Origin of the sequence: Collinsella sp. CLA-ER-H4 (assembly GCF_040092395.1) — a bacterium.
Classification (GTDB): Bacteria; Actinomycetota; Coriobacteriia; order Coriobacteriales; family Coriobacteriaceae; genus Collinsella.
In genome coordinates, this window is the sequence record NZ_JBBNLQ010000037.1 from 1 (window position 1) to 12,966 (window position 12,966).

Below are 12,966 nucleotides of genomic sequence, written 5' to 3' on the forward strand. Positions count from 1 at the left end.
GCGGGAAACGTCTTCACGACCCTGCTTCTCGCGCTGCTTGCGGGCGGAACCTTGATATCCGTTTGCTCCGTCGTCCTATCGACCGCAACGAGGCGCGTCTTCACGGGCCCCCTTGCCTCCGCGCTGCTTGTCGCGGCCCCGGCATTCCCGTTACTGTCCGATTCGGCGCTGGGGCATAACGCCGCGCTCAATCTCCTGCCGCTGGCCGTATTCTCGCCTATCGAGGCAACGGGTTACGTAGGGTGCTTCCCGACGGAATTCATTGGCTCCGGTTCAGGCGGTGCATCGATGCTTGCCGTGGCCCTGATATACGTCGCGGTCTTTTTTGCGGTCGGCGCCGTTGCGACACGTTCGCCCAAACAGTCTGGACCCGCGAAAAAGCACCATGGGCTCGAGCTTCTGGACGCGAGCGTGGGATACGGGAGCACGACGATACTTTCAATCGGGTCGCTTTTCCTGAGCCCGGGAACGGCGGCGGGCCTCGTTGCCCCCAACGGCTCGGGGAAAACCACCCTTCTTGAAGCGCTGTCGGGCCAATTTCCCACCCGCATCCGCTCGGGAAGCCTGGCGGCAGACGGAATCAGCCAACGCCGATCAGCCGAATTCGCAGGACTCGTCTACCTGAGCTCTTCGGGCAGCGCGGATCTCTATCCCACGCTATCGGCCATCGAGCACCTCTCTTTCGTTAGGGAGGCGTGGAAATCGGCCGCCGACATCGACTCGCTCTGCGACTCCCTCGGAATCTCCCCATATCTCGACAAGCCGACCCGTAAACTCTCGACAGGAATGAAGCAGCAGGTAAAGCTTGCCATGGCGATAGCGACCGATTGCCCGTACCTCATCCTCGATGAACCGCTGAACGGCCTCGATCCGGGAAAGCGGAAAACCTCCTGCGACGCGATGCGCAGCGAGGTGGCGCGGGGACGAAGCGTGCTCATTTCAAGCCATCTGCTCGACGACCTGGCAGACCTCACCAACTCGTTCTACTTCATCGAGGCCGGCACGCTCGTGGAAAAGATCGAGTCGTCCTCGCAGACGCTCAAGCAGGAATACCTCGATACATACGAGGGAGGTGAATGACATGATAGGCAAGAGCTATGCAAAGATAGCGATTGTTGGCTTTGTACTTTGTCTTGCAATGGTGCTATGTGCATCATTTGCGAGGTATAGGTCCGAGCAGTCGTTCATCGATGGCGCTGAAAATGGGTTTGGCATAGACGGGATGTATGTCAACGATGGCGCGACCAGGCCGTCTATGGCGATTCTTGCAGGCGAAGACATGGAATGGCAAATCTGTAATGACGACGGCTCTTGTCTGAGTGGTCGTTTGGCCGCAACGAGCGACCCGAATTCGTTCGATCTTCTCGACAATGATGGAGCGGATTGCGGTTCAGTTCACCTTTCATATGCATCGCGAGATGGGATGGACGGCATTCTCTACGTCTCCCACGATACTGGCGATTTCAAGATGCGTAGGACTAACCGAGTGCCGGCTTTTATCGAGGAGTGAGAGTTCCCGGCGGCCTGCCGATCAGGACGCCGGGGTATCGAATCCCGCATTCATCCGTACACACACGGACGAATTCGGAAAGCAACCGTGGTATTCCTACAGGAATCGAATCCGTGAGGTCGTTGTCCTGGATACCTGGGATCCAGAGAGCGGTAGATACCTGTTCGACGGTCTGACCCAATCGACCTATCGAAACTCGATACATCGGATTGCACGACCCTGGAGGGCATGTTCAGGGGATGCTCAAGCGTCACGGAGCTTTTTGATCTCGACCGTCTTGACACCTCGAACGTCGAGAACACGTCCTACATGTTCCTCAACTGCCTGACGCTCAAGGCCGTCAGCATTTTGGGATGGGAGGCGTCCGGAATCACAGACGTCGACCAGATGCTCAGTGGCTGCTCTACCTACATCCTCGCAACCGAGGAGCAGCGCGAGTTCCTGAACAAAATCACCGGCTCCACGCAGCACGGAATCTGGATCCGTAACCTTTCGTAGCCCAGATCAAAATACCGGTTGTTTCCAGAAATCCTCTAGGAGGCGTCTAGATAGAGGATTTCTTGAAATGCAAATAACAATAATTTAGATTCCGAGCGTATCGACCGGAGCAACAACGATGCCTTCGCTAGTTACGTGAGCCGGCATACCAAACCCGATGACGACGAGTTTCGCCGCAGGCGGCCTCTCCCCGCGATCGACCAGCTTTCGCTCAAGTCGAAGCAGATTTTCCACTGCCTCTGGGACTTGGGGGCTCCCGAGCTTAACCTCAACGGCAACCCACGAGCCGTCACGACGATGGACAATCGCGTCGACCTCTAGGTCGTCAGCGTCGTGGTAGTGAGATACGGTCGCATCGCTGGCCGCCGCGTAAACCTTGAGATCGTGCAGCACAAGGGATTCGAAGAGCAAGCCAAGGGTCTTCGGATCGGATGACAACGACTCCGGATCCGCACCGATGAGGGCGACGGCGAGCGATGAGTCCGCAAGGTGCCGCTTCGCGCCCTGCCGCAACTTCACCGGCGACCTGAGAGCCGGATGCCACGCGGGGACATCGTCGACGATATTGATACGGCGCAGCGCGTCCATGTAGCCGGTAATCGTATTCTTTGAGACGTCAACACCCAAATCCCTTTCGATGGACCTCATGCCGGCAAGAGTCGATTCATTGCGTGCAAGCGACGAGAGCAAGGCCCTTACCTTAACCGGGTCGCGTTTCACTCCATCCGCCCTCGAAACGTCAGACTCGCAAACACCGTCAATATAGGCGGCGGCTATCCGCATTGCGTCAGCAGTTGTCTTACCGACAGCTTGGGGCCAACCGCCGCGGCAGAGCAAATCCGCGATACCGGCGATACCGGCGATGGATCCGAGTGACGCCGCAACGGAATCGCCATCGAGCAGCGCACCAAGCGAGACCGTTCCCGACGAAATACCGAGCTCGAAAAGCGTCATGGTATCCATCCGCAAACGGGCGATTCGACCCACACCGCTGTGCATCGGCTGGTTCTCGGCTCGCGGCGTCGCAGATCCGGTGAGAATGAACTGTCCTGGCTCCCCTCCCCTGACATCGCATTCGAATCGCACGGCATCCCATAGCTTCGGTTCTTCCTGCCATTCGTCGACAAGCCTCGGGGTCGGTCCGACAATTGCTTGGGCCGGATCGAGACGAGCGAGCTGGAGGGCCGCAAAACCGCCAGATGGATCGGAGAGAGATAACGATGACTCGGCAAATCTCTGAGCTGTCGTTGTCTTTCCACACCATTTCGGCCCCTGAATGAGCACTGCGCCAAAAATGCCAAGGTCGCGCTCGACTAAGCAGTCAACACAACGTCTTATATACCTATCCATCGGCTTTCCCTCCAATCATTCATTTGAAATTATAGCGTCTATCTGCGTCGTTGGGACAAATAACGATTACTTATTGGGACGATTGACGGTAATTTATTGGGACGATTGACGATAGCTCGTTGGGACGATTTCCATTTTCTTAAGGCACTAATCAACGAGATCCACTGTGAACTATGAGACGGATAAATTTAGCTGACGCCTCTCATGAGTTCAGCAATGCTGATTTGAAATTTAAATTCGCAACCTACCTTATGATTCATCGAGATGGTAGAAGCTTTGAAGATATTTTTGAAATACGTCGCGATCGTGATGCATTTGCCGTTGCAGAAAGCTATACGGCAACTCTAGATCAAGCTGGGGTATATTATGCGGTTTCTTGTTTCGAAATCGACCGGCTGGCAATAGTTCGTCGAGAAGAAAGAGCACAGGATGTCCTATTCTATCGATACCCTGTTCAGAAGCTTTATCAGCTCTTCATTGAGACTATGAACATTTCAGGCTTCGAATCAGTGGCGAACACCCCGACAAAAATAGCCGTTAGGAGTGTCAAATGAACAAGAATGCCACTGCGCAGTTGCACGTCTATTCCGCCTTTTTCGTTCTCGCGGGATTTGTTTTAAATCGGGGAGTTTTTCTACTTTTCCTTGCGGAGAAAGGAATGTCTGTCACGGAAATCGCGCTTTATCAAGCTCTGTTTAACATTGCAACGGTCGTCCTCGAGCTGCCAACAGGGCTGGTAGGCGATTTCTTTGGAAAGAAGTTCTCGATTCAAGTGGGCGTGCTACTGCTTTTCTTCCATACGGCTGGCATGCTGCTGCTCTCAGGCCCCTTTCTCGTCGCGCTTTCCCTTGTTGAGGCACTCGCCTACTCCCTTCAATCGGGATCCGAACAAGCGCTTTTATATGAAATTGCCCGGAATGCCGGTCAAGGAGAGCGCTTCCTCACCATCAACGCTCGGCTGCTTGCCGCGCAATCAATCGCTACGGGAATGGCAATTGTGCTCGGATCTTTCATTGCCCAAGTATCTTGGAGCGCCCTCTACGTATGTGTCTCCGTTTTCTATCTCCTGCAGCTTTTCCTTCTGTATCCCATTGAGAGGATGGAAACGACCCATTCCAAAAACTCTGGGGAGGAAAGGTCTGACGTAGCCAAGGTCTTCAGACGCGAAACCTGGCGTGTTGGAGAATCCGCTTTTGCGGTGTTGCTTCTTCTAATCGGCACAAGCATGCTCGATGGATTCTATGGGAGTTATTACAACTTGAATCAGTTGGTATTCGACGCATTTGATGCTCCCGTCTCCATAATAGGAATCTTTTTCGGTGCATCCTATGCAGTAAATGCGACGGCCTACATTGCAGCAGATTTCTTCTCATCGCGTTTCGGGAAAAGAAATACCATGCTCGGCTCGATGCTAATCGAGGCTGGCCTTTTCATGATTCTTCCGTGGTTCGCTTCAAATCCGCTGTGTTTGTTTGGCCTTAGCATGGTGCTTTGTTTTCTCCCAGAAGTGGTGTACATCACTTCGGAAAACTTAATCCAAGACGAGATAGCGGACGATCTCCGCGCGACGATCCTTTCCGTCGCGTCTCTGGTAAGGGCTCTCTTTTCCGCAATGTTTTTCTCCATATTTGGACATGTGTTGGGGTTATATCCCATTCAGATAGCGCTCGGTATTATTGGTGCAATCGCGATAGCAATTACCGCCGTTGTTTCATTAAAAATGGTAGGAATACAGGTCTCCAAGAATTGATATATCGATTGACGAGCTAGCGCGATCGATACATCTATTTATATATCTATCCATCTGTATGACTCCCATGTCAGCCTATAACAAGCATTCCATCAGCACTATGGTGACGATTGACGGCAATCTGTGGTGACGTTTTCTATTTTCATAGCAGCGTGATCGGCGAGATGAACTATGAGACGGATAAATTTAGCTGACGCCTCTCATGAGTTCAGCAATGCTGATTTGAAATCCGTCAGCAATCTTCTTGAGATTTGAGAGGCTGACATTACGCCGCCCGACTTCAATGCTCGCGTAGTAGGAACGATCCATTTCAATCAAATTGGCGAACTGCTCCTGGCTGCACCCGAGTCCAGCGCGGAGCTCTTTGCATCTCATGCCGAATGATTTCTGAAGCGTCTTCGTATCCATGACAAAAAGAGTCATGGATTGTTGTATAAAAACCAACGGACTATATACAACAATCCCAGTTAAGGCGCATAATTATCTCTATTGGAAAGCACTCTGATGCCCAGTCGGATAGGGCACGGAAAAGGAATGGAACAGCACAATGACTCAGGGAAAGCATTTCGCTGCCGCCGGCGATCACTTCGTCGCACTGCCAAACAAAAAGATTCACGCCCCGAAGGGGATCGCGCGTCTGACCGTCACCGCGGCGACCATGGCCGCCATGACCGGATCGAGCCTCATCTCACCGTTCACGGCATTCGCCCAGACCGGTGACGGGGGCACGCAGCACCCCGCCGTGATGTCGCCGATCGCCGCCCACGCCGGCGCGGCATCCGGTACCGGCGCGAAATCCGCCGCACAGACCATCGCGGACCTGCAGAAGGCAGTCGACGAGGCGAAGGCGAAGGAGGACGCCGCCAAGGCATCCTACGATGAGGCCGCCGGTCCCTACAACGAGGCGGCTTCCGCCCGCGACCAGGCCAAGGCATCCTACGATTCGGCAGTCAACGCCGGCACGGCAGCCGACCGAGCGGCAATGGACGAGTACGCCCGTCAGGTCGCAGAGGGTAAGGACGCCGCCGATGCCGCCGGCAAGGACCTCGAGCAGGCGAAGGCGGGTCTCGCAGACGCCAAGGCAGATGCATCCGAGAAGGACGAAGCGTACCAGTCCGCCCTCAAGGCGGTCCAGGATGCCAAGGATGCCCTCGATAAAGCCAAGGCAGATGCCGCAGGCGCCACCCCGGAGGCTATCCGTGCCGCCGAGCAGGCCGTGCGCGACGCCACGGATGCCGTGAGCAGGGCACAGGACGAACTCGACAACGCCAACGCGACGCTTGCCGATGCCCAGTCCAAGCTGATTGCGGCCCAGTCTGCAAAGGATTCCGCCGATTCCGTCCTCGCCGCAGCCCAGCAGAACAAGGACACGGCGGATGCGAAGGCCGCAGCCGCCAGCGCCGCCTACGAGAAGGCGAAAGCAGACCTCGCCGCAGCGGAGGCCGGTGCGAGCGGTCCAGAGTATGATGCGGCAAAACAGAAGGTCGCGGACGCGGAGGCAGCCCTCGCTGCCGCACGAGCGGTGCAGTCCCAGTGCGAGTCCGAGCTCGAGCAGGTACAGTCCGCTGCGGCAACGGCACAGGCCGACCTGAATGATGCCCAGGTGGCCCTCTCCGTAAAGCAGCAGGCCGCGGCCGATGCCGAATCCGGTGTGAACGCCGCCCAGTCCGCTCTCGATGCCGCGAACGCCGGTCTCGATGCGGCCAAGCAGGTGAATGCCGACGCCGTCGCCAAGCTGGATGCCGCGAAGCAGTCTGTCAAGGACGCAGAGTCCGCCAAGGCAACCGCAGACGTAGAGCTCGCGAACGCCAAGGCCGCAAAGGATACCGCAGACGCCGCCGTAACCGCCGCGCAGCAGAAGGTCGACGAGGCCCAGGCGAAACTCGATTCCGCCGACGCGCAACTCAAGAAGGGAGCTATCGGCTTCTTCCGTGCCATGGGTGCCGAAGATGCAGCCAACATCATCCTGAACGCCAAATATGCCGGAAAGACCGAAGTCGGCAACTCCAAGGACGCCACGTCTCTTGACAATATGCTCAATGCGATCAGGTGGATGAAGTCCGTCAAAGACTACCGCAAGTCGGTCGGCCTGTCCGAGCTCCATGTCACCTACAAGCTCATCGCCGGTGCGATCGCAGATGCCAACTACAGCGACACCGTGCTCGATCATGCCCGTCAATATGATTTTGCCGAAAATCTGGCATGGAATTACGGAATCGATCCGAGTGGGCAGTGGATCGAGCAGGAGAAGGGCTTTTTCGACAAGGCAACGGAGGCCCTTTATGGAGTCACCGGTCTTGTCGGCAAGGATGCCTATGATTTCTATGCAAAGAACGGTGTCGCAATCAACCATTGGATTGCAGACAACTGCCACTGGGAGAACGGCAGTAGCGGCACCGTCGGCCATTACATGAACATCATCAATCCCGAACTCGCCGTTATGGGAATGGCAACCTGCACCAAGGGCACCATGTCCGGGCTTCAGACGCAGTGCTACACCGCAGAGATCTCCGGCTGGTCCGGCTCCGGTTGGAACACGAACCCCATCTCCGTCGACGAGTACGAGCAAAAGCTGACCTCCTATATCAACGGCCTCAAGAGCGCCAAGAGCGCACTCGACGCAGCCAAGGCTGATCTCACATCCAAGAAGCAGGCAGCCGCCGGCGCCGCCACAACCGTCCAGCAGAAGCAGGTCGCGGTGGATTCCGCACAGGCAGGTGTCGATGCCGCAAAGCAGGGTGTTGCCGATGCCCAGCGTGCCGTCGATGCCACCAAGGCTGATGTCGCCGCCAAGCAGCAGGGCGTCACGGTTGCCCAGACCGAGCTTGATGCGGCGAAATCGGACCTCGATGCCGCCAACGCGGCAGTCGATACGGCAAAGTCGACCGTACAACAGAAGCAGGTTGCTTTTGATGCTGCCAACGCAGCCGTAACGACCGTACAATCTAAGTTGGATACCGCAAAGGCCGACACCTCTGCCAAGCAGCAGAGCGTTGCCGATGCGAACGCCGATCTCGCGAAGTTCTTCCAGGACGTCGCCGACGCCAAGAAGGCGGTCGATACCGCAAAGAGCGTCCACGACGCGGCGGCAGCCGATCAGGTCGAGAAGTCGACCGTCCTCGCCGCCGCCGAGCAAAAGGCGGACGGCACCGCACGCGCCCTCGCGGATGCCCAGCGTACCGTCGATGCCGCAAAGGTCGACACCGGCGTTGCCGCCGACAAGCTTACCGGCTCCCAGACCGATCTCGAGGACGCACAGTCGAACCTCGACATCCTCACCGGCCTTGCCGCGAAGCTCGCAGAGGCACAGCAGCGCGAGCAGGATGCAGTAAAGGCCGTCAATGACACCAAGGCCGCCCTCGATGCCGCGAAGGCGGATACCATCGCCGCCGAGTCCTTGGTCTCCGCCGCCGAACAGGCGAAGGCGCAGGCAGACGCCAAGCTGTCGAAGCTAAACTCCATCGATGCCGGCGCGGCGATCGCTTCCGGCCATGATGTGAACGCGGATGGCGCCCTCAACGCGCTTTTCGCCGCAGCAGTCAAGGCACGTGCCAAGGTCGCGCCCGCCAAAGCCATCCTGGACGAGAAGCAGGCCGCGGTGGACGAGCTCCAGCCCGGCTATGATGCGGCACTCGCCGCCTACGAGTCGGCGAAGTCCGACCGCATCGCAGCGGAGCAGAAGCTTTCCGATGAGATTGCACGACAGGAGGCAGAGGAGGTCGCAAAGCAGCAGGCGGCATACACCCCGAAGCACCTCGCCGGCACGGATACCGCCCAGCCCGGCAGCCTCGCCCAGACCGGTGACCGCGCGGGACTCATCGGCGAGACGTTCGCCATCGGCGGTACCGTCCTCGTGGCGGCCGGCGTCTTCCTCGATCAAAAGAAGCGCCGCGAGCAGATGTAGTGCAAATCGCATAACGACTCGGAAAAGGGGAGTTCCACAAAAAGGAACTCCCCTTTTGCGTCTCGCCAGCCACGGTTCGTTGAGGCAGCTTCAGCTTAAGGGCCACAGATTAAACCGATTTACAACTGTGACCATATGACTGTGCGCACATGTTAGCATGGTCATATGGTCACCTATTTACATCTGCGATTATGCTGCAATAACTCAACCGTTAGTGCTTATTAAACAGCCAATCGAAGCCAGGCTTGCCCAGTGTTTGGCGCATCTGCCCCACCTGAATATCCGTCTCCACACCATCCTTGCCGAAGACGGCGCTCATGTTCTCAGCGGTCGGGATGACCGTTTTCACTTCGCCCGTGGTGAGGTCGAAACGTTGGTTGCTGACCTGGTCCTCAAGATGGATCTGATCATCGGATCCAAAGACACTCTGGAGCATGGCTGCCTCCTTGCAAGAAACTGTCGCCCCCAAGATAACAGACGGGCGGATCCGGCGCAGCATATAACGCTCGGTAATACATGACCATGTTAATGTAGTCATATGTTCACGTATTGCAAGCTGGGACCTCATGTATTAGAGCTCGAGCCGTGGCCGTCAGGACGTCCGGCGGGGAAATCATCGGGGTCGATGCGTGGGGCACGGCGAAGGTTCTTACCGGAGCCTATGGTCCCGGCTCTCCCGGTCGTATTCCTACGATATCGCCCCTAGATCACCAATGTGTCAGATAAAGAATGATGCAATGGCTATGATCAAGCATACGGCGGATGCGGCGACTGCGCCTTTTTTCCTCTCCTTTAGTCCGACTAATAGGGTTGCCGTAAAGTAAAGGGCGGAAATGCAGTCTATGGCAAGCAAAACGAGTTCCTTGGGCGGTTTCAGCAAAAGGTCGCTAGCAAAGAGTAATGCAAGCAGGGCAAAGCCGATTGTGGTCAAGTATCTCGATTGATTTTGCGACAGCATGGCAACTTCCTTTTAGAACATGCAAGTGAAAAGTCGGTACGATGTCATTGCGGTTGCAAACAAGCCGCTGCCAGGACCGGTTGTCACGAGACCGGCGATAACGCATTTTCTCGGTTTCCAGCTCATGACAGACCCCTCTCTCATAGTGAAACGCATACATTATGAGATATGCACATTATCTCGCTAATTAATTTCAATATCCATCATCTAACACTAAAGAATACTGCCTCACTGGTTCAGCGACGATGCGTTTTTACCCTTGCGTTCCCACTCGCCGCGTCGGCGGTCGGAAGGGTCTCCGTCTCGCAATCAGCGACCTTGTAACCGTATCTGATGACTGTAGGTTAAACCAACCCACATCCATGAGCACGTTAATGTAGTACCATACTAATTACTTAACATGCTCACATATTTCTACCTGTGTCTTAGAATTACTTAATGTAGTCACATATTAATGTGCTAATATATGACTACGCTATTCAGAAAGGGGAGAACATGGCGACGAACATCCTGCTAGTCAACCAGAAGGGCGGCGTCGGCAAGACGACGTTCGCCGACGAGATCGCCTGGGGTCTCGAGCGCCGCGGCCACAAGGTCGGTTTCGGCAACCTGGACCCGCAGGGCGGTGCGAACCACGAGAAAAACCTGCTCGACGACGAGGACGCCGTGAACGTCATCGACACACCGGGCTTTTTGAGCGACGACACCGCCGAGTACGCCAAGAATGCGGATATCGCGATTATCCCGGTGCAGCCCGGAACGCTGGGCCTGAAGCCCATGAAGCGAACGATCAAGGTCATCACCGAGGCCAATCCCGACTTGTCGTTCGCAATCATCATCAACAACTTCGCCGGCAACCAGACCGTGGACAGACAGTTCCTCGAACTGCTCGAGGCCGACGAGCTTCCCGTGCTGGGCACCGTACCGACCGCGGCGGCCTTCAAGCAGGGCGCGGCGCTGGGAAAGCCCGTGTATGAAATCGCCAAGAACGGCAAGGCCGCCCAGGCGATTGAAAACATCCTGAACGAACTGGAAGAGGTGCTGTAAATGGCAAAGTTCAAAAAGGCGACCTCCTACTTCGATGTCGCCGCGGAGAAGGCCGAGGAGAGGCAGCAGAAAATCGTTGAAAGCGCATCTGAGCCCCAGAAATCGGCTCCACAGGTACGGAAAGCCGGGCGCCCGAAAAAGGGCCTTGAAGGGGCATCTGAGAGGCTTGTACAGCTGTCTGTCTACGTTCCCGAGAGCTACCGCAAGCGATTGAAGCAGGTCGCCCTTGAGGAAGACAAGTCTGTTTCCGATATCGCTCGGGAGCTTTTCGATCGCTATTTGGCCGAAAAAGAGATCTAGTTGAGTTAACGGGTACCGAAGGGTGCCCGTTTTCTTTTACCTTGGCCACTGAGAGCCGATTTAAGACCCAGTTTTATCTATCAATGAGAAAACGTCGGACCTCACCGATAGGACGTCTTATTTTCGATTCTGCGGCTCCCTGCCGATAATTGAAGTGAGGTCAACCAAATGTCGGTATCCAGATCAACCGGAAAAACGGATTCGGTAGGTCATTGCCGAAGTGCAGGTGTTTACAGCCAAGAGGTTTAGTCCGCCCGGGGAGCGAAGCGACGCCGGCGCTGAGGGTTGGCAAGGGCGTAGTGATTTCAGTCGGGGATTGCTCTCCTTTCCGGTGAAAAGCGAGCGTCCGATTTGCCTATAACGTTTCGCTGGTCGCTAAGACCAATAGGGCCGTACCGGATTTATTTCCGGGAAAGTACGTTGCGAGTGGATAGGGTTTCGATTAAACGGTGATTGACATGGACGTGAATAAAAATCTCAGATCAAAGAAAAGCTCTCTTCCCCTTTCTTTCTCTTAAAACCTCTTTAGATATTATTGGTGCCCTTTTTGGAAACTTTTGGTTGTCAAAAAGGGCACAGTTTTCGGGTTTTTGTGCCCCTTTTGGAAACTTTTTGTGCCCCTTTTGGAAACTGCCATTGTCAAAAGGGGCACAGGAAATTACCGAAAGGGGCATAGGAAATTGCCGAAAGGGGCATAGAAGGTAATGCGAAAAAGCGCCTGAAATAGTGAGAAATTGCCGAAAGGGGCATAGGAAATTGCCGAAAGGGGCACAGGGGGAGGCAAATAAAAAGGGACGGGCAATCTATCGCCCGTCCCGATTAGAGGTTCTTGGTACCACGTTCCATGCACGCCTGCGGGTTCACATCGTACTCGGCGGGTGCCCTGGGCGAGATGACAGTTTTCACGACGAGATTCAGGCTTGTGAGCTTTTCGAGGGAGACACGAAGTTTGCTTTTGCTGACGGCGAGCTGATCGGCGGCATTCTGGGTCGATACTCGAAACGGCTTTGATTCCTTTGCCGCGAAGAACGAAAAGATGTAGCCGAAAAGAACCTTGTCGAGAGCAGAGAGATCGGTATCGCGAATCGCCCAAAAGGGGACCCGGCAGAAAGTTCCGCGCGAAGTCCACTCGTGAAGAGCCCTGGCATCGATGAACTCGATGCCGCAGAGCTCCGCCCACCTAGCCTCATCGACCCTGTAGGTGATTTCTTCGCCATGGCCTTCTTTTTTGATTAGAGCGAAGTTTTTGAGCTTCTGTAGCCTCTTACTGAGCGCCGAGGGAGAGATGCCCAGGGCTTCGGCAATCGTCTTGGCGTTCGAGTGGCATCCCTTCAGGGGATCCCTGCGCTGGAATCCGTGGATATACGCTAGGACAAGGAGTTCGCTTAGGGATAGCTTTGCCTCGGATTTGCGAAGCGAAAGCATCGAGAGAGGGAGTGCGATGAAACGACCGCTGTCGGCCGAGCTGTCCTTGAGCCATGATTCTGCGTTTAAAGCGGAAGCGTGACTCGAGTTCGAGCTCGGCGTGTCGCCCGGTTTTGACTGGGCAAGAAGGGCGGCGAAGTCCTCTTTCGAAATCGTGTTTTTGAACGTGCTCCTCCCGCTGGGCGGAGCGCCATTTACGTCCATAAAGTGACCTTTCCAAGGTC

Annotated in this window: 13 protein-coding genes; 8 read left to right on the forward strand and 5 right to left on the reverse strand. The window is 55.7% G+C overall.

Annotation, left to right across the window (positions count from 1 at the left end):
- The 3 genes from AAAX34_RS09445 to AAAX34_RS09455 form a co-directional block, all read left to right on the forward strand.
- The coding region (locus AAAX34_RS09445; protein ID WP_349111079.1) for an ABC transporter ATP-binding protein at positions 1–1,080 on the forward strand (1,080 nt) is incomplete at its 5' end.
- Between the two features lies 1 nt (position 1,081).
- The gene (locus AAAX34_RS09450; protein ID WP_349111080.1) at positions 1,082–1,510 is read left to right on the forward strand and encodes a hypothetical protein; all 429 of its coding nucleotides are present in this window, start codon (positions 1,082–1,084) and stop codon (positions 1,508–1,510) included.
- A 180-nt stretch (positions 1,511–1,690) separates the two neighbouring features.
- Positions 1,691–2,008, forward strand: a complete 318-nt coding sequence (locus AAAX34_RS09455) for a BspA family leucine-rich repeat surface protein (protein ID WP_349111123.1) — start codon at positions 1,691–1,693, stop codon at positions 2,006–2,008.
- A gap of 84 nt (positions 2,009–2,092) precedes the next feature.
- Here AAAX34_RS09455 and AAAX34_RS09460 read toward each other — a convergent pair whose 3' ends face one another.
- On the reverse strand, positions 2,093–3,358 hold the full coding sequence (locus AAAX34_RS09460; RefSeq protein ID WP_349111081.1) for a DUF4143 domain-containing protein: 1,266 nt from the start codon (positions 3,356–3,358) through the stop codon (positions 2,093–2,095).
- A gap of 251 nt (positions 3,359–3,609) precedes the next feature.
- On the opposite strand from AAAX34_RS09460, the gene AAAX34_RS09465 reads away from it, so the two are divergent.
- Both AAAX34_RS09465 and AAAX34_RS09470 read left to right on the forward strand, forming a co-directional pair.
- Entirely contained in the window at positions 3,610–3,912 is a 303-nt protein-coding gene (locus AAAX34_RS09465; protein ID WP_349111082.1) for a hypothetical protein, read from the forward strand.
- Positions 3,909–5,108 (forward strand): MFS transporter, encoded by a 1,200-nt coding sequence (locus tag AAAX34_RS09470; RefSeq protein WP_349111084.1) that lies wholly within the window; start codon positions 3,909–3,911, stop codon positions 5,106–5,108. Before AAAX34_RS09465 ends, AAAX34_RS09470 begins: the two co-directional genes overlap by 4 nt.
- A 186-nt stretch (positions 5,109–5,294) precedes the next feature.
- Here AAAX34_RS09470 and AAAX34_RS09475 read toward each other — a convergent pair whose 3' ends face one another.
- Positions 5,295–5,516 (reverse strand): helix-turn-helix transcriptional regulator, encoded by a 222-nt coding sequence (locus AAAX34_RS09475; protein ID WP_205215037.1) that lies wholly within the window; start codon positions 5,514–5,516, stop codon positions 5,295–5,297.
- Positions 5,517–5,655: 139 nt separating this feature from the next.
- Here AAAX34_RS09475 and AAAX34_RS09480 point away from each other — a divergent pair, with 139 nt between their 5' ends.
- Positions 5,656–9,012, forward strand: a complete 3,357-nt coding sequence (locus AAAX34_RS09480; RefSeq protein WP_349111086.1) for a hypothetical protein — start codon at positions 5,656–5,658, stop codon at positions 9,010–9,012.
- A gap of 211 nt (positions 9,013–9,223) precedes the next feature.
- Here AAAX34_RS09480 and AAAX34_RS09485 read toward each other — a convergent pair whose 3' ends face one another.
- Positions 9,224–9,448 carry a hypothetical protein gene (locus AAAX34_RS09485; RefSeq protein WP_349111088.1) on the reverse strand — a complete coding sequence of 75 codons (225 nt, stop codon included), beginning with the start codon at positions 9,446–9,448 and terminating at the stop codon, positions 9,224–9,226.
- A 282-nt stretch (positions 9,449–9,730) separates the two neighbouring features.
- Positions 9,731–9,970 (reverse strand): hypothetical protein, encoded by a 240-nt coding sequence (locus AAAX34_RS09490; RefSeq protein ID WP_349111090.1) that lies wholly within the window; start codon positions 9,968–9,970, stop codon positions 9,731–9,733.
- A 495-nt stretch (positions 9,971–10,465) separates the two neighbouring features.
- Between AAAX34_RS09490 and AAAX34_RS09495 the strand changes: the two genes are divergently transcribed.
- Positions 10,466–11,017 (forward strand): ParA family protein, encoded by a 552-nt coding sequence (locus tag AAAX34_RS09495; RefSeq protein WP_349111092.1) that lies wholly within the window; start codon positions 10,466–10,468, stop codon positions 11,015–11,017.
- The gene (locus AAAX34_RS09500) at positions 11,018–11,317 is read left to right on the forward strand and encodes a hypothetical protein (protein WP_238023167.1); all 300 of its coding nucleotides are present in this window, start codon (positions 11,018–11,020) and stop codon (positions 11,315–11,317) included. It abuts the gene before it with no gap.
- An 819-nt stretch (positions 11,318–12,136) separates the two neighbouring features.
- Here the strand turns inward: AAAX34_RS09500 and AAAX34_RS09505 are convergent.
- Positions 12,137–12,946, reverse strand: a complete 810-nt coding sequence (locus AAAX34_RS09505; RefSeq protein WP_349111094.1) for a hypothetical protein — start codon at positions 12,944–12,946, stop codon at positions 12,137–12,139.
- Positions 12,947–12,966: the final 20 nt, after the last annotated feature.